This is a genomic window from Streptomyces sp. NPDC002156 (genome assembly GCF_053593675.1).
The window spans coordinates 58502-77184 of sequence record NZ_JBSFDA010000034.1; the positions used below are offsets into that span (position 1 = coordinate 58502).

Annotated in this window: 15 protein-coding genes and 1 pseudogene; 9 read left to right on the forward strand and 7 right to left on the reverse strand. The window is 70.9% G+C overall.

Features of this window, described 5'->3' with window-relative positions; all coding sequences use genetic code 11:
- The first annotated feature begins 21 nt into the window (after window positions 1-21).
- The 7 genes from ACWCRB_RS16815 to ACWCRB_RS16845 all read left to right on the forward strand — a co-directional run bounded on the left by ACWCRB_RS16815 (window position 22) and on the right by ACWCRB_RS16845 (window position 7480).
- Window positions 22-1146, forward strand: coding sequence for an FAD-dependent monooxygenase (locus tag ACWCRB_RS16815; RefSeq protein ID WP_450996769.1), 1125 nt, complete (start codon window positions 22-24; stop codon window positions 1144-1146).
- A complete protein-coding gene (locus ACWCRB_RS16820; protein ID WP_450996770.1) occupies window positions 1143-2147 on the forward strand; it encodes an amidohydrolase family protein in 1005 nt (334 codons plus the stop codon). Before ACWCRB_RS16815 ends, ACWCRB_RS16820 begins: the two co-directional genes overlap by 4 nt.
- The gene (locus tag ACWCRB_RS16825; protein WP_450996771.1) at window positions 2144-3112 is read left to right on the forward strand and encodes a cyclase family protein; all 969 of its coding nucleotides are present in this window, start codon (window positions 2144-2146) and stop codon (window positions 3110-3112) included. The genes ACWCRB_RS16820 and ACWCRB_RS16825 overlap by 4 nt, the downstream gene beginning before the upstream one ends.
- Before the next feature lie 11 nt (window positions 3113-3123).
- Window positions 3124-4494: an FAD-binding oxidoreductase gene (locus ACWCRB_RS16830; protein ID WP_450996772.1), complete on the forward strand. Its 1371-nt coding sequence runs from the start codon at window positions 3124-3126 to the stop codon at window positions 4492-4494.
- A gap of 3 nt (window positions 4495-4497) precedes the next feature.
- Window positions 4498-5454 (forward strand): fumarylacetoacetate hydrolase family protein, encoded by a 957-nt coding sequence (locus ACWCRB_RS16835; RefSeq protein ID WP_450996773.1) that lies wholly within the window; start codon window positions 4498-4500, stop codon window positions 5452-5454.
- Window positions 5455-5677: 223 nt separating this feature from the next.
- Window positions 5678-6673 (forward strand): LysR family transcriptional regulator, encoded by a 996-nt coding sequence (locus ACWCRB_RS16840; protein ID WP_450996774.1) that lies wholly within the window; start codon window positions 5678-5680, stop codon window positions 6671-6673.
- A 36-nt stretch (window positions 6674-6709) separates the two neighbouring features.
- Window positions 6710-7480 carry an SDR family NAD(P)-dependent oxidoreductase gene (locus ACWCRB_RS16845; protein WP_450996775.1) on the forward strand — a complete coding sequence of 257 codons (771 nt, stop codon included), beginning with the start codon at window positions 6710-6712 and terminating at the stop codon, window positions 7478-7480.
- A 79-nt stretch (window positions 7481-7559) separates the two neighbouring features.
- On the opposite strand, the gene ACWCRB_RS16850 is transcribed toward ACWCRB_RS16845, so the two are convergent.
- Genes ACWCRB_RS16850 through ACWCRB_RS16860 form a run of 3 tightly spaced genes read right to left on the reverse strand, consistent with a single transcriptional unit; the run spans window position 7560 to window position 10300 of the window.
- Entirely contained in the window at window positions 7560-9104 is a 1545-nt protein-coding gene (locus ACWCRB_RS16850) for an MFS transporter (RefSeq protein ID WP_450996776.1), read from the reverse strand.
- Window positions 9101-9514 carry a VOC family protein gene (locus ACWCRB_RS16855; protein ID WP_450996777.1) on the reverse strand — a complete coding sequence of 138 codons (414 nt, stop codon included), beginning with the start codon at window positions 9512-9514 and terminating at the stop codon, window positions 9101-9103. Before ACWCRB_RS16855 ends, ACWCRB_RS16850 begins: the two co-directional genes overlap by 4 nt.
- A gap of 6 nt (window positions 9515-9520) precedes the next feature.
- Window positions 9521-10300 carry an SDR family NAD(P)-dependent oxidoreductase gene (locus ACWCRB_RS16860; RefSeq protein ID WP_450996778.1) on the reverse strand — a complete coding sequence of 260 codons (780 nt, stop codon included), beginning with the start codon at window positions 10298-10300 and terminating at the stop codon, window positions 9521-9523.
- A 418-nt stretch (window positions 10301-10718) separates the two neighbouring features.
- Between ACWCRB_RS16860 and rho the strand changes: the two genes are divergently transcribed.
- The gene (rho, locus tag ACWCRB_RS16865) at window positions 10719-11867 is read left to right on the forward strand and encodes a transcription termination factor Rho (protein WP_450996779.1); all 1149 of its coding nucleotides are present in this window, start codon (window positions 10719-10721) and stop codon (window positions 11865-11867) included.
- A 177-nt stretch (window positions 11868-12044) separates the two neighbouring features.
- Window positions 12045-12878 (forward strand): annotated as a pseudogene (locus tag ACWCRB_RS16870) (D-alanyl-D-alanine carboxypeptidase family protein); the annotation flags it as partial.
- Between the two features lie 83 nt (window positions 12879-12961).
- Here ACWCRB_RS16870 and ACWCRB_RS16875 read toward each other — a convergent pair.
- The 4 genes from ACWCRB_RS16875 to aspA form a co-directional block, all read right to left on the reverse strand.
- Window positions 12962-14350, reverse strand: coding sequence for a glycosyltransferase 87 family protein (locus tag ACWCRB_RS16875; protein ID WP_450996780.1), 1389 nt, complete (start codon window positions 14348-14350; stop codon window positions 12962-12964).
- Window positions 14347-15753: a polyprenol phosphomannose-dependent alpha 1,6 mannosyltransferase MptB gene (mptB, locus tag ACWCRB_RS16880; RefSeq protein WP_450996781.1), complete on the reverse strand. Its 1407-nt coding sequence runs from the start codon at window positions 15751-15753 to the stop codon at window positions 14347-14349. The genes ACWCRB_RS16875 and mptB overlap by 4 nt, the downstream gene beginning before the upstream one ends.
- 282 nt (window positions 15754-16035) lie before the next feature.
- Complete coding sequence (locus tag ACWCRB_RS16885) at window positions 16036-16977, reverse strand: glutaminase (RefSeq protein WP_369029877.1); 942 nt, start codon at window positions 16975-16977, stop codon at window positions 16036-16038.
- 142 nt (window positions 16978-17119) lie between these two features.
- Window positions 17120-18550 (reverse strand): aspartate ammonia-lyase, encoded by a 1431-nt coding sequence (aspA, locus tag ACWCRB_RS16890; RefSeq protein WP_450996782.1) that lies wholly within the window; start codon window positions 18548-18550, stop codon window positions 17120-17122.
- Window positions 18551-18683: the final 133 nt, after the last annotated feature.

Here is an 18683-nt window from a genome sequence, read left to right on the forward strand (position 1 = left end):
CCTACGTTCGCAAGGATCCCCATGCCCGTTGAAAAGGTGCTCGTCGTCGGCGGCGGCATCACCGGAAGCGTGCTGTGCCTCGCGCTGGCCCAGCGCGGCGCCGAGGCCGAGCTGGTGGAACTGTCGCCCCAATGGTTCGGGGTGGGGCACGGCATCACCCTCCAGGGCAACGCCCTCAAGGCGCTGCGTTCCGTGGGCGTACTGGAACAGGTGCTGGCCCGGGCGGTGCCGTTCGACATCATGCGGCTGCGCGGCGCGGACGGCGAGCTGATCACCGAGCTGCCGACGCCCCACACCGGTGGGCCCGAACTGCCGTCCACGGCAGGCGCGTTGCGCACCGATATGCAGAACGCACTGTGCGACGCCGTGCACGCGCACGGGGTGCGGGTCCGGCTCGGACTGAGCGTCGAACGGCTCGACCAGTCCTCCGACCACGTCGACGTCACCTTCACGGACGGCTCGACCGGGCGGTACGACCTGGTGGTCGGGGCCGACGGCATCAACTCCCGGATGCGCGGACAGATCGGTATCGAAACGCGGCCCCACCCGGTCGGTATGTCGATCTTCCGGGTCGTCGCCGACCGCCCCGCCGAGATGGACTGCGCGGAGGTGTACTACGGCGGCCCCCGCTACAAGGCCGGCTACAGCCCGATCTCCCCGGACCAGTGCTACGCCTACCTCCTCGACGAGAACCTCGACGCCTCCCTCGTCGGCCCCCGCGCTCCCCTCGGGCTGCTGCGCGAGCGCGGTACCGGGTACGGCGGCACCTGGGGCAAGATCCTCGCATCGCTGCCCGACGACACGGCGGTCGACTACCGCTGGATCGAGGCGATCCTCGTCGACGAACCCTGGCATCGCGGCCGTACGGTGGTGATCGGCGACGCCGCGCACGCGTGCCCGCCGCTCATCGCGCAGGGCGCGGCGATGTGCGCGGAGGACGCGGTGCTGCTGGCCGAGCTGGTGACCGGGGACGAGCCGGTGGACCGGGCGCTGGAGCACTTCATGGCGCGGCGGCTGCCGAGGGTGCGGATGGTGCTGGAGAACTCGCTCCAACTGGCCGCGTGGGAGATCGCCCCGGGCACACCGGGCGCCGATCCCGCGGGCATCATGTCGCGGACGCTGAACTCCCTGACGGCGGCGGCGTGAGCGGCCCCGTCGTCGACTTCCACGGGCATCTCGCGGTACCGGCCGCCGACGCGCTGTGCGCGGGTACGCCCGGTCTCGCCGCCGAGTTCGCCGCCGAGCAGCGCGCCCACTCCCCCGCCTCCCTCGCCGTCAACCGGGCCCAACTCCAGCGCCTGGCACCCAAGTTGACGGACGCCGGCGCACGCCTCGCTGATCTCGACGCGATGGGCGTGGACGCCCAGGTGGTCGGCCCGATGCCGATGCACCACTACTGGGCCGACACCGACCTCGCCGCACGCCTGTCCCAGACCGTCAACGAAGCGGTGGCCGCGCACTGTGCCGAGGCGCCGGAGCGGCTGTACGGGCTCGGCACGGTTCCGCTCCAGCACCCGGATCTCGCGGTCGCCCTGCTGGGCGAGGCGGTCGTCGACCACGGCCTGTACGGGATCAGTGTGTCCACGACCGTCGAGGGGCGGGAGCTGGCCGATCCCGCGCACGACATGGTGTGGCAGCGGGCGGAGGAGCTGGGCGCGGTCGTGTTCGTGCATCCGTGGGGCTGTTCGCTCGGCGCCCGGCTGGCCACGCACTACCTCGGCAACACGGTCGGACAGCCGGTCGAGACGACGGTCGCACTGTCGCATCTCATCTTCACCGGCGTACTCGACCGCTTCCCCCGCCTGAAGCTGGTGGTCGCGCACGGCGGTGGCTATCTGCCGACGTACATCGGGCGCTCCGACCACGCCTGGCGGGTCCGCGAGGACGCGCGCGGGTGTGTCGAGCCGCCGAGCGCGTATCTGCGGCGCATGTGGTTCGACTCGCTCGTCTACACCCCGCGCGCGCTGCGCCAACTGGTCGAGGAGGTGGGCGCGGACCGGGTCGTCCTGGGCACCGACTACCCCTTCGACATGGGCGTGGCCGACCCGCTCGACCGCCTGGGCGCCGCCGGGCTGATCGCCGCCGACCGGTCCGCCGTCGCCGGGGGCAACGCCTACGACCTGCTGCTGAAAGGACGCGTCCGATGAACCTCGGTCCCATTGAGGAAGAGCTGGCCAAGGCCCGTTCCGCGTACCGAAATTGGGGACGCTGGGGACCGGACGACGTGCTCGGCACCCTCAATCACATCGACGACGCGATGCGTGCGCACGCGGTGGGTCTGGTGCGGCGCGGGCGGCCCTTCTCTCTCGCGCAGGAGTTCAACGAGCAGGGCCCGCAGCGCGGTTTCCGGGGCCGGATCAACCCCGTGCACTACATGAAGGACACCGGTTCGGACGCGGCGGCGGGCACACAGGGCTTTCCGCACGGGTTCGGCGGCGCCGACGACCATGTCGTGATGCCGCTCCAGGCGTCCACGCAGTGGGACGGGCTCGGCCACATCTTCGACAACAAGCAGGCGTGGAACGGCCGTTCGTGCACGATCGTCAACGGCGACGGCGACTCCGTCACGGGCATCGAGCACATGAAGGACGCCTTCACCGGGCGCGGTGTCCTCCTCGACGTCGGCCGCGTTGTCGGTGACGAACACGGTGAACTCCCCGACGCTTTCCCCATCCTGGAGGAGCATCTGCGCGCCACGATCGAGGCGCAGGGCGCCACCTCGACGGTCCGCCGCGGCGACCTCGTCCTCGTCCGCACGGGACAGCTCGGCCGCGTACGACGACTCGGCGACTGGGGCGGCTACGCGGCCGGCGACGCCCCCGGCCTCTCCTTCACCACCCTCGGCTGGCTGCACCGCACAGAGATCGCCGCAATCGCCTCCGACACGTGGGGACTTGAGGTACGGCCGTACGAGTTCGCCGAGCGAGCGATGTCCCCGCTGCACCAGATCGCGATCCCCAACATGGGCCTGCCACTGGGCGAGATGTGGGACCTGGAGGAACTGTCGGAGGACTGCGCGGCGGACGGTGTGTACGAATTCCTGTTGGTCGCAGCGCCGTTGCCGGTGACCGGCGCGGTGGGCGCCCCCGTCAACCCGATCGCGGTCAAGTGAGTACGGCATCGATGAACACCAACCGCTTCTCCGGCACCCTCCACCTCCCCGGTGACGAGGACTTTCACGAGGCCTGCTTCGGCCGTGTCTTCAACGCCCGCCGCCCGTCGGACCGTTCACCGGCCGCCGTGCTGCGGGCGGCGACCGAGCAGGACGTCGTGGAGGGCGTACGGCTGGCCCTGGAGCGGGGCTGGCAGGTCGCCGTCCGTTCCGGCGGGCACAGCTGGGCCGCCTGGTCGGTGCGTACGGACGCGCTGCTGATCGATCTCGGGGATCTGCGCGAGATGACGTACGACGACACGACCGGGATCGTGACGGCCACCCCCAGCGTCAAGGGCGGCGATGAACTCAACCCGTTCCTGGGCGAGTTCGGACGGTTCTTCAACGGCGGGCACTGCCCTTCGGTCGGCATCGGAGGCTTCCTCCTCCAGGGCGGCCAGGGCTGGAACGCGCGCGGCTGGGGCTGGGCGGCGGAGAACCTCGTGGCGATCGATGTCGTCACCGCCGAGGGCGAGTTGGTCCGCGCGGACGAGACGACAAACGCCGACCTGTTCTGGGCGGCGCGGGGAGCCGGCCCGGGTTTCTTCGGTGTCGTCACCCGCTTCCACCTCCGCACCCGCCCCCTGCCGAAGCATCTGGCGCACACAGTCCACGCGTACCCGGTCGCCCTCTTCGCCGAGGTCATGACCTGGCTGCACGGGATGCACCACACGGTGTCGGACCTGGTCGAGATCGTCGCCCTCACCCAGACCCCACCCGGCCACGACGAGCCGTTGCTGCTGGTCACGGGCGTGTCGATGACCGACACGCCCGAGCAGGCCGCCGAGGCGCTGGCGCCGCTGCACACGAATCCGTACGCCGACCGGGCCGTCTTCCGCGTCGAGGCGCAGCCGACCACACTCGCCGAGCAGCTCCTCAACCAGCGGAGCGCGAACCCCGAGGGGCATCGCTATCTCGTCGACAACGCCTGGCTGACCGGAACCGCCGAGAAGGTCGTGCCGGCCATCCGGAAGGCGTTCACCGAGCAGCCCACCCGGCAGACGTTCACGATCTGGTTCTCGATGGCCCCGCTGCGCGAACTCCCCGACATGGCCTTCTCGTTGCAGTCGGAGATCTACTGCGCCACGTACGTCGTGCACGACGAGCCCGAGCGGGACGCCGAGTTGCGGGCCTGGCTCGACGACGCGATGGCGGACATGGAGCCGGTGACCGCCGGCCAGTACCTCGGGGACTCCGACTTCACCGTCCGGCAGGTGAGGTTCATGGGCGACGCGCAGTGGCAGCGGCTGCGCGAGATCCGGGCCGTCCGCGACCCGAAGGGTCTCTTCGCCGGGTATCTGAGCGCCGGGGCCGTCACCAACACCAACCACTGGGAGCAGTGAGGCATGCGGTTCGCGACATATGAGTACGAGGGCGTGGAGCGCGCCGGAGTCGTCCAGGGGCAGACCATCCATCCACTGCCGGACGACGTCACCGTCCTCTCGCTCGTCGAGACGGAGACACTGCACGCGGCCGGGGCCGAAGCACTGGGCCGGGCAAGCGAGTTGACGGTGGATCAGGTGCGGCTGCTGCCGCCGCTCAAGCCGCCGTCCATCCGGGACTTCGTCGGCTTCGAGGCGCACATCGAGGGGGTATCCAAGTCCCTCGACGGGCTGGAGCACGTGCCCGAGGAGTGGTACCGGGCGCCCAACTTCTACTTCACCAACCCGCACGCCGCGTACGGCGCTCATGACGAAGTGCCCATTCCGGCGGGCTGCTCGGTGCTCGACTTCGAGCTGGAGGTAGGTGCGGTCATCGGACGGGCAGGGCGCGACCTCACGCCCGATCAGGCCCGCGAGCACATCGTCGGCTATCTCGTCTTCAACGACTGGTCGGCCCGTGACCTGCAGAAACCGGAGAAGAACCTGGGCCTCGGCTTCTCCAAGGGCAAGGACTTCGCCAACACGCTCGGCCCGTTCCTGGTCACCGCGGACGAGGTGGAGGACCGCAGGGACGCCGACGGCTTCCTCGACCTGGAGATGACCGCGACCCTGAACGGCGAGCTGATCGGCCGGGACACGCTCGCCAACGTCTCCTGGACCTTCGAGGAGATGATCGCCTACGCGGCCCGTGACGCCTGGGTGCGCCCCGGTGACATCCTCGGCTCGGGCACCTGCGGCTGGGGCGCCCTGGCGGAGTTCTGGGGCCGCGTCGGCGAGCGCACTCCCCCGCCCCTCGCCCCCGGCGACGAGGTGACGCTCACCGTGGAACGCCTCGGCAGCCTCTCCAACCGCATCGTCACCGGACGTACGGACGTGTACCTTCCGCGCGCCCGAAAGCGGGGCCGCACCCCACGGCCGTAGCACGGAATCCTGTGTCTCCGCCAAGCCGGGCCTGTGTCCTGACCATGGGGGCACAGGCCCGTCGACCTGCGCGTATTCCCGGGAGCGATGGCTCGCATCCGCGTTTCTGAGAATGTGCGCGTGGACCTTCCTCATACCGTCCTCCCAAAGTTACGCTCCGGTTTCACGGCCGTACGACGACGTGGCCGGCGCCTGCCGCCAGGCGTGACGGAAGGGGACATCCGTGGGTCTGGGAGCGATCGATCTCAATCTTCTGGTGGCGCTGGAGGCCCTGCTGGAGGAGAAGAACGTCACGCACGCCGGCGTCCGGCTCTCCACCAGCCAGTCCGCGATGAGCGGCTCGCTCGCCCGGCTGCGCCGCCACTTCAACGACGAGCTGCTGGTACGGGTGGGCCGGGAGTACGAGCTGACCCCGCTGGCCGAACGGCTGCTGCCCGTCGTACAAGCATCCCTGTACAAGGCCGAGGAGGCCCTGTCACTGACCCGGCGCTTCGATCCGGAGCACAGCCGGCAGCGGTTCTCGGTGGTGATGTCGGACTACGTGATGACGGTGTTCGTCGAGCCGCTGCTGCGGGCCATCGCAGACGAGGCGCCCGGCGTACGCATCGACTTCCACCCCCTGGTGCACGGCCAGCCGGAGAACGAGACCCATCTGCGCTGCCACGACCTGATGGTCGTACCGCTCGGCTACCGGCTGCCCGGGATCAGCGAGGCCGTGATGCACGACCGGTTCGTCTGCATCGTCGACCCCGACAACCCGCGCCTCGTCGACGGTCGGCTCACGCTCCGCGACCTGGCCGACATGCCGCATGCCGCCTCCGCGTTCGGCAAGAGCCAGACGCCCGCGGACCGGCAGCTGGAGACCCTCGGTATCGTGCCGAAGGTGCAGGTCAGCACGCCCGGGTTCAGTGTCCTGCCGTTCCTGGTGGGCGGCACCGACCTGGTCGCCCTGGTGCCCGAGCGGCTCGCCCGGCGCTACGAGGGCTTCGCGCGCTGTGTCGCCGTACCGACGCCGTTCCCGGACGTACCGCTGGTGGAGGCCATGTACTGGCACCACAACCGGCACTCCGACCCGGCGCACCGCTGGCTGCGCGAGACCATGCGCAGGGTGGGCGCCTCGCTGGACGAGGAGCCGTCGACCGACGGTACCGAGGCGATCGTGGACACGGATGCCAGCCATGAGGAACGCGCGTTTCCGGAGCTGGCCCCCGCTTCCTAGCGTGGCAGGGGAAACCCCTAGCCTCCTGGAGGAACCGTGAGCCGTACGCGTCTGGCCGGCCGTACCGTCGTCGTCACCGGAGCCGCGCAGGGACAGGGCGCCGCCGAGGTGTCGGCGGCCGCCCGGGAGGGCGCGTCGGTCATCGCGACCGACGTCCTCGACGAGCCCGGCGAGAAACTCGCCGCCTCCCTGCGCGCCGACGGCCTCGACGTCACCTACCGGCACCTGGACGTGTCGTCGGAGGACGGCTGGGCGGCCCTCGCGGCCTCGCTGGACGTCGTGCACGGGCTGGTCAACAACGCGGGCATCGCCGTACGGGCCCGGCTCGGGCACGTCGAACTCGCCGACTGGAACCGGGCATTCGCGGTGAACACGACGGGTGCGCTGCTCGGCATCCAGGCGCTGACCCCACTGATGCCGGCCGGTTCGTCGATCGTCAACGTCGGCTCGGTGGCCGGTCTCACCGCTCACCACGCGGTCGCGTACACGGCGAGCAAGTGGGCGCTGCGGGGCCTGTCACGGGTGGCCGCACTGGAGTTGGCGCCGCGTGGCATCCGTACGAACGTGATCCACCCCGGGTACATCGAGACGCCGCTGATGGCGACCGCGAACCCGGTCTTCGTGGGCGCGCATCTCGCGATGACACCTCAGGGCCGCCCCGGAACGACGGACGAGGTGGCGCCGCTGGTCGTGTACCTGCTGTCGGACGAGGCGTCGTACGTCAACGGCGCGGAGATCACGGTGGACGGCGGTTACGCGGCACACGGCGGCGTGAAGGCGATCACGAACGCGCTCGACGCGTCCTGACATCTGCTGGTTCGAGTCAGGACACGAGGAGGAGGCCGGGGCGGGTGCCCCGGCCTCCTCCTCGTGTACGCCCTACGGATCACGCGGTCGCGGGCTGCACCGCCGCCTCCCCGGTCGCGTCGACCTCCGACCGGGCGGTGTTCTTGCGGACCAGCAGCAGGGTGACCACCGCGCCGAGCAGTGAGGCGCAGCCGCAGATCACCACGCCGACCGCCATGCCGTGGCCGAGGGCCGTCTGTGCGGCGGCGCGGGCGCTCTCGCTGCCCGCGTTGACGACGGCGAGCGGTCCGGCCGCCGCCTCCATGCCCGCGTCGGCCCCGCTGAGCTTGCCGACGAGGGCGGAGGACGCGGCGCTCATCGCGATCGTGCTGATGACGGCCGGGCCGAGGCCCTGCCCGAACTCGCGGACGAGGCTGGTGGCGCCGCTGGCCATGCCGGTCATGTGGATCGGGACGGCGTTGACGGCGGCGGAGGTCAGCGAGGAGACCACGCAGATGAAGCCGACACCCAGCAGCAGCACCGGGCCGATGAAGGCCGCGAGGGAGGTGGTGGTGATGGGCAGGGCGGCGATCCAGAACTGACCGGCGGCCATGGGCAGCAGACCGCCCATCAGCAGCCAGCGGGCGTCGATCCTGGTCAGCATCCGGCTCAGCACGGGGGCGAGGAGCAGCGGGATCAGCTGGAGGATGACGAAGGGCATACCTGCCTTGAGGGCGCTCAGGTGCATCACCGCGCCAAGCCGGATCGACACGCAGTACGCCGTACCGATGAAGCCGAACATCCCGGCGAGGGCGACGACGGCCGCCGCCGCGAACGAGGGGATCTTCAGCAGTTCCAGGTTGAACATCGGTGACGCGGCGCGCAGTTCGGCGACGACGAACCCGACGAGAGCCACCGCGGCCAGGGAGAGGGAGCCGACGATCGCCGCGCTGCTCCAGCCGCGCTCGCCGCCCTCGATGATGCCCCAGAGCAGGGCGGTGAGGCCGACGGCGATGGTGATCTGGCCGGGCCAGTCGAGTGTGCGGCCCTCGGGTGCCTTGGAGTCGGTGACGAGCTTCCAGCACGCGACCGCGACGATCAGCCCGAGGACGACCGGCGGGACGAACGCCCAGCGGAAGTCGGCGACGGTGGCGAGCACACCGGAGGACAGCGGTCCGAGCGCCGAGGCCAGGGAGATGCTCAGTGCCCAGGTGGAGACGGCTTTCGCCCGGTCCTTCTGGTCCGGGGTGGCCGCGGCGATGACCGCTAGGGAGCTGGGGAAGAGCGCGGCAGCGCCGATACCGGCGAGGGCCTGGCCGGTCCAGAGCATGCCGATGCTCTGCGCGGTGGCGTTGAGGAGTTCACCGAGAGCCAGGATCAGTCCGCCGAGGACGAGCAGGCGCTTACGGCCGAAGAGATCTCCGACCACACCGAAATTGAGTTCCAGAATGGCGGTGGGGAGAATGAAGGCGGAAGTCACCCAGGCCACTTGGGAACCCGAGGCCCCGAATGCGGCCTGGATTTCCCCGTTGATGGGCGAGGGAACGGTAATGCACAATTGCGCCGCCGCGACCGCGAGGCAGCAGGCTATGAGCGTGCCCTTGTCGAGTCTGTTCAGGGAGATCGATTTCGTTGGTTGCGTCATCGCGGCTTCTTCTCTATGAGTTCGATGAGATTTCCCTCGGGGTCACTGACCCAGGCCATACGCACGCCCGGTTCGGGGGACGGCCCCGGTTTCATGACCTCGCCCGCCCCATGGGCGACCAATGCGTCATGAACGGGGTCGAGTTCGGGGGTGGTGACCGCGAAGTGCCCGTATCCCTCGGTGAGGGCGGCGGTCAGCGGGTCCGGTGCGCGCAGGCCCGGCGCGGAACCGGGCCGGGCGAGCAGTTCGAGGCGCCAGCCGTCGGGATGCTCCAGGACGACGCCCCGCAGTCCGGGTCCTTCGAGGTGGAACTCGAAGACGGTCTTCAGGCCGAACGCGCCCTGGTACCAGGCGGTTTGGGCAGGCAGATCGCGTACGTTGACGCCCACGTGGTCGAGTCGGGTGGTCACGTCCGCTCAGCCCGCCATCGCGCTGTCGCCGCCGTCGACCATGAGGTTGGCGCCGTTGACGAAGGCCGCCTCGTCGGAGCAGAGGAAGGCCGCGGCCCGGGCGATGTCCTCCGGTTCGCCGACGCGTCCGACGGGGATACGGGCCTCCAACTGGGCCCGGGGGCCGTCCGGATCGTCGAGGAAGGGGGCGGTGGCCGAGGTGCGGGTCATGCCGGGGGCGACGGTGTTGACGCGGATGTGGTGCGGGGCGCCGGCCGCGCACAGGTGCTTGCTCATCGCCAGCACCCCGCCCTTGGCGGCCCCGTGCGGCACCATCGGCATGAAGGGCGCCCCGCGTACGGCGGCCACCGAGGCCACGTTGAGGACGACTCCGCCGCCGCGCGCGATCAGGTGCGGCCAGGCCGCGCGCGTACAGAAGTAGGGGATGTCCAGTTCGTTGCGGATGGTGAAGTACCAGTCCTCGACGGGCTGGGTGTCGAACGGCCCGTTCCGCAGCGCGGAGGCGTTGTTGTAGAGGATGTCGATGCCGCCGAAGGCCTCGAGCCCGGCGTCGATCCATTCCCGGGCGCCGCTTTCGGTGGAGAGGTCCACGGGGGCCAGGGACCGCATGATTCCACCGGCCTTCTCGACGAGTTCGACGGTTTCGGCCGCGTTCACCTCGTCCAGGTCGCAGCCGAATACCGTGGCGCCTTCCGCGGCGAATACGAGGGCCGCGGCGCGACCTATTCCGGCCCCCGTTCCACTGATGAAAGCGATTTTCCCGGCCAGTCGACCCATGGTTGCCATGTCCCTTGTCCAGTGCCGCCGGAGTGCGGTGGTGGAAGCGTAGGTACGGCCATTGGGCAGAACAAGAAATGCGTCGCTTCAGGTCCATCGGGGGTTCGTATGGCTGGTATGCGGGCAGTGGAGTCGGGGGCGCGTCCGCACCTCGGCGGGCGTCGAGCCGCTGAGTCACACCTCACAGCCGTGGCCGTGGATCGTGTGGTACGGTGCCGACAGCACTTGTGTACGCCCCGTCTTGGGCGCCGGTGCCAGTTCATTCTCACTCTCGCTGACCCGCCCGTCGGTTTCCGACCGGCGCATCGGCTCTTCCGCCGCCCGTAGCGCGTTCGGCGCGCTCAGTTCCAGCGGCCTCTCACCCTTCCTCTCTGTCTCCGCGTGCCTCATGCGGCATGCGTCTCCGTCCTTGAAAGGACCCAGTCTCATGACCACCACACTCGAACACCCCCCAGTGGAACAACTGCCCCCGACCCGCATCGCGACCGGTGTCCTCGACATCGACAGCAACGGGAAGGGATACCTGCGGGCCGCCGACAGCTGCCTGCCCTCCCCCACCGACCTCCAGGTCTCCCCGGCACTGATCCGCCGGTACGGCCTGCGCAAGGGCGACCTCGTCGCCGGCGCCCGCGGTGCCCAGCGCGCCCTGACCGAGGTCGGGCTGGTCAACGGCCGTACGCCCGAAGAGCTGCGCGGCCGTCGCCACTTCCGCGACCTCACCCCGCTGCACCCCCGTGAGAGGCTCCGCCTCGAACACCCGGCTGCCGGACTCGCCGGACGCGTCGCCGACCTGGTCACACCCGTCGGCAAGGGCCAGCGCGGGCTGATCGTGGCCCCGCCCAAGACCGGCAAGACCGTACTGCTCCAGCAGATCGCGGCGGCCGTCGCCGGCAACCACCCCGAGTGCCGCCTGATGGTGGTGCTGCTCGACGAGCGCCCCGAGGAGGTCACCGACATGCGGCGCTCCGTACGCGGCGAGGTGTACGCCTCGACCTTCGACAAGGCGCCCAAGCAGCACATCGCCCTCGCCGAACTCGTCATCGAGCGGGCCAAGCGGCTCGTCGAGGCGGGCGAGGACGTCGTCATCCTCCTCGACTCCCTCACCCGGCTGTGCCGCGCCCACAACAACGCGGCGGCCTCCGGCGGCCGAACCCTCAGCGGCGGTGTCGACGCCGCCGCACTGCACGGGCCGAAGCGGCTGTTCGGCGCCGCGCGCCTGGCCGAGGAGGGCGGTTCGCTGACCATCCTCGCCACCGCCCTGGTGGAGACGGGCTCGCGCGCCGACGACTTCTTCTTCGAGGAGCTGAAGAGCACCGGCAACATGGAACTGCGGCTGAGCCGCGAACTGGCGTCCCGGCGCGTGTACCCGGCCGTCGACATCATCCCGTCCGGCACCCGCCGCGAGGAACTCCTGCTACCTCCGGCCGAGTTGACGACCGTACAGGGCCTGCGACGGGCCCTGCAGTCGCGGGACGGCCAGTCGGCCATGGAAACCCTCCTGGAACGCCTCCGCGACACCCCCGACAACGCGACCTTCCTGCGCAGGATCCAGCCGACGCTACCCACGACCGGCTGAAGTCGGGGGCCGCGCAGCGCCCCCGACAGGGGCGCGGGGAACTGCGCGACCAGCCCCCACCGACCCGCGGCCAAAAAACGGCCCCACCCAGCGGAGCGCTAGCGCATCCGGGTGTTAGGGACCACCCCTCGGCCCCGGCACCACCCCGTACCGCACATCCGTTCCTACGTTTGCGGTATGACGATCAGATTCTCTTCTCGCGTCGCCGTCTCCTGCTGCGCGCTGTGCGCGACGGGCGTACTGGCCCTCGCACCGGCCCCGGCGTCCGCCCGCGCCACCGCCGACGCAACCACGCAGACCACGCCGCCGACGGCGGACGCCCAGCTGCTGTACCGCACAGGCACACACGCCCGCCTCCGTCCCGGCGCACCCCGCCTCCCCCGGGACGTGTCCGCACTGTCCTGGCTGGTGGCCGACGCCCTCACCGGTGACGTGCTCGCCGCGCACAACGCGCACCGCAAGCTGCCCCCGGCCAGCACGCTCAAGACGCTCTTCGCCCTCACCGTGCTGCCCACGCTGCCCGCGGGCCTGCGGCACAAGGTCACCGAGGACGAGTTGGCGGGCGTCGGGGCCGGCAGCAGCCTGGTCGGGGTCGCGGCGGGGCGTACGTACCGGGTCGCCGACCTGTGGCGGGGAGTGTTCCTCAACTCCGGGAACGACGCCGTGCACGTCCTGGCCGCCATGAGCGGCGGCTGGCGCGAGACCGCCGCCCGGATGCAGGCCAAGGCCCGCTCACTCGGCGCCCGCGACACGCACGTGCGCTCGCCCGACGGGTACGACGCGTCGGGGCAGGTGTCGTCGGCGTACGACCTCGCGGTGTTCGGGCGGGCGGGGCTGCACAACGCCGACTTCGCCGACTACTGCGGCACCGCCCGGGCGAAGTTCCCCGGCGGGGGCGGCTGGTCGTACGAGATCCAGAACACCAACCGGCTGCTGACCGGTGCCGACGGCGTCGGACGCTACCCCGGCGTCGTCGGCGTCAAGAACGGCTACACCAGCAAGGCGGGCAACACGCTGGTCGCCGCCGCGCGCCGGGGCGAGCGCACCCTGGTCGTCACGGTGATGAACCCTCAGGAGGGCGGCGGGTACGCCGTCTACGAGGAGGCCCGCTCGCTGCTCGACTGGGGATTCGGGGCCGCCGGACGCGTCGATCCCGTCGGCTCGCTGGCCGTCTCACGACCCGCACCGCAGGCCGGTCCGCAGGCGCCGCGCTCGGTCCCGGTGGCCGCCACCGTGACGTCCGGGACCGGGCCGGGTTGGCCGGAGACCTGGACGATCGTGGGTGCGGCCGTGCTCGGGGCCGGAGCGGTGTCGCTGGCGCTGCGGATCGCGGGCGTACGGCGGGTCTGATCGGCGCCGTCCACCGGCAGCCACAGCAGCAACCCGAGGGTGACCCAGACGTACGCGCTGCCGCCGATGAACCCGTCGACGCCGGACGCGTCGTCGAACCACAGCCACACCACGCTCGTGCACAGCACCGCGTACAGGGCGCCCGCCACGCGCGCGTGCCCGGTGCGCAGGAGGACGGCGAACGACGGGAGCAGCCAGACGAGATGGTGCACCCAGGTGATCGGGCTGACCAGACAGGCGGTCAGCCCGGTGAGGGCGAACGCGGCCCACCAGTCCCCCACCACGACGGCCCGCCGGGCCCGCCACGCCCAGACCGCGAGGACGACCAGAACCACCACCAGCCATACGGCGCGGCTCGGTTCGCCCGGCACGGCCAGCCGCGCCAGGACACCCTGGAGCGACTGGTTGGAGACGTACGCGAGTCTGCCGATGCGCTGGGTGTCCCACAGCGCCTCGCTCCAGTAGAAGCGCGAGGCGTCCGGCGCGATCCACACCGCGAGGCCGGTGGCCGCACCGGCGACGACGGTCGCGACCCCGGCGGCCCGTCGCCGCCCGGCGAGCAGCAGCAGTCCGATGAAGAGGGCGGGCGTCAGCTTGATGGCGGCGGCGAGCCCGATCCCGATGCCCGCCCAGCGCGCCCTGCCGGTCGTCAGCAGCCAGGCGTCGACGAGGACGAGGGCCAGGAGTACGAGGTTCACCTGGCCGAAGCTGAAGGTGTCGCGGACGGGTTCGAACAGCGCCAGCGCACAGCCGGTCAGGGCCCAGCCGTACCAGCCGTAGCGGCGCAGCACCGGCCCGGCCGTCATCCACACCACCGCGCCGAGCGCCGCCAGGTTGAGCAGCAGCGCGGCGGTGATCGCGGCGTGCAGTCCGAGCAGCGCCATCGGCAGCATGCTGACCGCGGCGAACGGCGGGTAGGTGAAGCCGTACGTCGTACCGGGCACCCGGTAGTCGTAGATCCGGCCGCCGTGGTGGACCCAGGTGTCGATGGTTCCGTAGTAGACGCGCAGGTCGAACCAGCCGCGCAGCAGGGGCACGGTCGCCGTGAACACGGTCACCGCGACGGCGAGGGCGAGCACCAGGAGGAGCCGTCCGCGGTCGGTGCGGGGCAGTCTGACAGTGCTGATGCTCATACCGTGCTCTCCCGCAGGGGTGCCTGGGCCGCCTGGTGGGCCTGCCAGAGGACGACGACGGCCAGCGCGCCGCCGGAGACCGCCAGGATCAGTTCCTCGGTGCCGGCGGGCGCGCCGCTGGGCAGGGCGAGGAGCGCGACGACTCCCGTGACGGCCGCGAGCCGGCGCCGTACCGAACTGCTGGGCGCGGCGGCGGCGATGAGGAACAGGGCCCACAGGGCGTACCAGGGCCGGATCGCGGGGCCGAGGACGACCACGACGGCCAGGCTCAGACCGAGTGCGTAGACCGGGCTGAGGCGTGGGCGGCGCAGCCATATGTACGCGATGGCGAGGACGGTGAGCGCGATGCCGAGCAGATGCCAGGCCGGGACGGCGAGCGGCGCGAGATCGCTGCCGATCTCCGTGAGCACGGCGGCCGTGGCGCGGCCGAGGAGGCTGGTGAGGGCCCAGTTCTGGGGTGACACCGGGGTTTTCAGGGCGCCTATCCAGCCGTATCCCGTGCCGGTCAGGGCGGTGACGGCCACAGTGGTGGCGGCTGCCGCGCCCGCCGTGGTCAGTACCGCCCGGACCGGGCTGCGGCCCGCGCGGATCTGCAGGGCCACGACCGCGGCGAGGCCGAGCAGCGCGGGTGCCTTGACGAGGGCGGCGAGCGTGACGAGTACGGCACCCAGGACCGGCCAGCGGCCCAGCGCCGCGACCAGGCCGACGCCGAGCAGCCCGAGCATGATCGCGTCGTTGTGGGCGCCGGCCACCAGGTGCAGCAGGACCAGCGGGTTGAGGGCGCCGAGCCAGAGCGCGGCGGCCGGGTCGGCGCCGCTGTGCCGGGCGAGGCGGGGCAGGGCTGCCGCCATCAGGGCCACGCCGAGCAGCGCGACCAGCCGCATGCCGAACAGGCCGGCGGGTATCTCGCCCCGGGTCAGTCCGGAGAGCCCGGACGCGACGGCGAGGAACACGGGGCCGTACGGGGCGCCGGTCTGCTGCCACACCGGGGCGACCTCGGCGGCGAGCGGGCCGCCGAGGAGGGCCGGGCCGTGCGTGTACACGTCCATGTTGGCCTCGACCATCGCGCCCTGGGCGAGATAGCTGTACACGTCGCGGCTGAAAAGGGGCGGGGCGAGGAGCAGCGGGGCCGCCCAGACGACGAGGACGAGCATCAGGGACCGTACGGTGGGCGGCTCCTGGCTGCGTACCAGTTTGCCGAGCATGGCCCAGGCGGCGATCAGGAGGACGACGCCGAAGTAGACACCGACGAGGCCCAGCGCCGCCCGGCCGGTCGAGGGGGCGATGAGTTCGCGTACGGGGAGGGCGCCGGCGGTCTCGCCTCCCAGGGCGAGGCAAGCGGTGCCGATCAGGCCTATGGCCTGGCAGCGGGGGAGGTTGATGGGGAGAGCCTTGGCCAGCACTTGGTCAGGGTGGCAAGGGTGGGTGGCCGGGAGGCTACGGGGTGCTCTCCGGGTGGGGACCTGGGAGTTACTGGCGGGTGATCTCTGGGGGTTGAGTGTCGGGTGCGGGCCCGGTGGGGGCTTGTCGCGCAGATCCCCGCGCCCCTAAAAGCGGCGGGGGGCCGTCGCTTGCAAGTGACCGCCCGTGCCCCGCAAAGCGACAGCGCACCGTCCCTCGAATGTGACCGCCCGTGCCCCCGAAAAGCAACGGCTCACCCCCTCCTCAAGCCCTCGGCCTCCCGGTCAGAAGACCGACACCCCCGTCAGTGTGGTGAAGCGGGCCAAGGCCGTGACGCCCGCTACCGAGTTGCCCCTCTCGTCCAGGCCGGGGCTCCATACGCAGAGCGTGCAGCGGCCGGGGACCACGGCGATGATGCCGCCGCCGACTCCGCTCTTGCCGGGGAGGCCCACTCGGTAGGCGAAGTCGCCTGCCGCGTCGTAGGTACCGCAGGTCAGCATGATGGCGTTGATCTGTTTGGCCTGGCTGCGGGTCAGGAGGCGGGTGCCGTCGGCGCGGACGCCGTGGCGGGCCAGGAAGCCGGTCGCGAGGGCCAGGTCGGCGCAGGACGCCTCGATGGAGCACTGGCGGAAGTACTGCTCCAGCAGGTCCGGGACCGGGTTGTCGATGTTGCCGTACGAGGCCATGAAGTGGCCCAGGGCGGCGTTGCGGTGGCCGCGTCCGGCCTCGGAGGCGGCCACCTCCTTGTCGAAGGTGAGACCGGGGTTGCCCGACTCCGCGCGCAGGAAGTCGAGGAGTGCGCCGGCCGCGTCGCCGGTACGGGTGTGCAGGCGGTCGGTGACGACGAGGGCGCCCGCGTTGATGAACGGGTTGCGCGGGATGCCGTTCTCGTACTCCAGCTGGATCAGGGAGTTGAAGGGGTTTCCCGAGGGTTCGCGGCCCACGTGCTCCCAGAGTTCGTCGCCCTCGCGGGCCAGATCGAGGGCGAGGGTGAACACCTTGGTCACGGACTGCGCGGAGAACGGCTGCCGCCAGTCCCCCACGCCGTACACCGTGCCGTCGAGTTCGGCGACGGCCATGCCGAAGCTGCGGGGGTCTTGCGAGGCGAGGGCCGGGATGTAGTCGGCGGGGCGCCCGCATCCCGGGGTGCGGGCGATCTCCTCGGCGATGCGGTCCAGGACCGGCTGGAAGGTCGGGGGCGACGGTGCTGATGCCATGATCGCCATTGTCCCTCCGGGCCGGTCCTAATGCGCGTTTGTGTGTGCTGGGCGCTTCGTTGGGGCGGTAGTGATGAATCTGCGGCCCGGTGGGGGCTGGTCGCGCAGTTCCCCGCGCCCCTAAAAGGGGCGCGGCTGCACCGTAGGACGGTTAACTTGTCGCGCCCGTGCCCGCCACGTTCTCCGGGCGGAGTAGCTCCGCTAGGCGTTCCGCCGGCAGCAGGCCCTTCTCCAGGACCAGTTCGGCTACGCCCCGGCCGCTGGCGAGGGCCTCCTTGGCGATGTCGGTGGCGGCCGTGTAGCCGATGTGGGGGTTGAGGGCGGTGACCAGGCCGATGGAGTTCTCGACGCTCGCGCGCAGTGCCTCGGTGTTGGCGGTGATGCCGTCGACGCAGCGCTCGGCGAGTGTGAGGCAGGCGGTGCGCAGGTGGGTGATGGACTCGGAGAGGGAGTGCAGGATGATCGGCTCGAAGGCGTTGAGCTGGAGCTGGCCCGCCTCCGCGGCCATCGTGATCGTCACGTCGTTGCCGATCACCTCGAAGGCGACCTGGTTGACGACCTCGGGGATCACCGGGTTCACCTTGCCGGGCATGATCGACGAACCCGCCTGCACCGGCGGCAGGTTGATCTCGCCGAGTCCCGCGCGCGGTCCGGAGGAGAGCAGGCGCAGGTCGTTGCAGCTCTTGGAGAGCTTGACCGCGATCCGCTTCAGGACCCCGGACATCTGGACGAACGCCCCGCAGTCCTGGGTGGCTTCGACCAGGTTGGCGGCGGTGACCAGCGGGAGGCCGGTGATCTCGGCCAGGTGGCGACGGGCCGACTCGGCGTATCCGGCGGGGGCGTTGAGGCCCGTACCGATGGCGGTGGCGCCGAGGTTGATCTCATGGATCAGCTCGACCGCCTCCGCGAGGCGGCTGCGGTCCTCCTCGATCATCACGGCGTACGCCGAGAACTCCTGCCCGAGCGTCATCGGTACCGCGTCCTGGAGCTGGGTACGGCCCATCTTCAGCACGTCGCGGAACTCAACTGCCTTGCGGGCGAAGGCGTCCTGGAGCACGGCCATCGCCTTGAGCAGTTCGTGCACCGCGAAGACGGTCGCGACCTTGACGGCGGTCGGATAGACGTCATTGGTCGACTGGCCGAGGTTGACGTCCTCGTTGGGGTGCAGGTGCTGGTACTGGCCCTTCTCGTGGCCCAGCAGCTCCAACGCCCGGTTGGCTACGACCTCGTTGGCGTTCATGTTCGTCGAGGTGCCGGCCCCGCCCTGGATCACGTCCACCACGAACTGGTCGTGCAGCTTGCCGTCCCGTATCTCCCGGCACGCCTCGACTATCGCGGCGGCCTTCTTCGGCTCCAGGAGGCCGAGTTCCTCGTTGGCGAGGGCGGCGGCCTCCTTGACGGCGGCGAGGGCGTCGATGAGGTGCGGGTAGGCGGAGATGGTCATGCCCGTGATGGGGAAGTTCTCCGTGGCACGCAGGGTGTGGACACCCCAGTACGCCTCGACGGGAACATCACGGTCACCGAGCAGATCGTGTTCACTGCGATGGACTGCGGCGGCACTGCGCTGGGCTGCTGCGGTCATGGTGGGGCGGGCCTGCTTTCGTGAGAGGGCTGGCACTTCAGCCCGTCCGGCGTTTGAGGACGAGGCCGTTCAGGCCGAAGCGGGGGTCTGGGGGCGGCAGCCCCCAGGGATGGGACGGGTAGGGGCGGCGGGG

Excerpts from the sequence above, each read along its gene's own strand:
- ACWCRB_RS16815 (WP_450996769.1), top strand. The coding sequence starts at position 22 with ATGCCCGTTGAAAAGGTGCTCGTCGTCGGCGGCGGCATCACCGGAAGC.
- ACWCRB_RS16825 (WP_450996771.1), top strand. The coding sequence starts at position 2,144 with ATGAACCTCGGTCCCATTGAGGAAGAGCTGGCCAAGGCCCGTTCCGCG.
- ACWCRB_RS16830 (WP_450996772.1), top strand. The coding sequence starts at position 3,124 with ATGAACACCAACCGCTTCTCCGGCACCCTCCACCTCCCCGGTGACGAG.
- ACWCRB_RS16835 (WP_450996773.1), top strand. The coding sequence starts at position 4,498 with ATGCGGTTCGCGACATATGAGTACGAGGGCGTGGAGCGCGCCGGAGTC.
- ACWCRB_RS16850 (WP_450996776.1), bottom strand. The coding sequence starts at position 9,104 with ATGACGCAACCAACGAAATCGATCTCCCTGAACAGACTCGACAAGGGC.
- ACWCRB_RS16860 (WP_450996778.1), bottom strand. The coding sequence starts at position 10,300 with ATGGCAACCATGGGTCGACTGGCCGGGAAAATCGCTTTCATCAGTGGA.
- rho (WP_450996779.1), top strand. The coding sequence starts at position 10,719 with ATGACCACCACACTCGAACACCCCCCAGTGGAACAACTGCCCCCGACC.
- ACWCRB_RS16875 (WP_450996780.1), bottom strand. The coding sequence starts at position 14,350 with ATGAGCATCAGCACTGTCAGACTGCCCCGCACCGACCGCGGACGGCTC.
- ACWCRB_RS16885 (WP_369029877.1), bottom strand. The coding sequence starts at position 16,977 with ATGGCGATCATGGCATCAGCACCGTCGCCCCCGACCTTCCAGCCGGTC.
- aspA (WP_450996782.1), bottom strand. The coding sequence starts at position 18,550 with ATGACCGCAGCAGCCCAGCGCAGTGCCGCCGCAGTCCATCGCAGTGAA.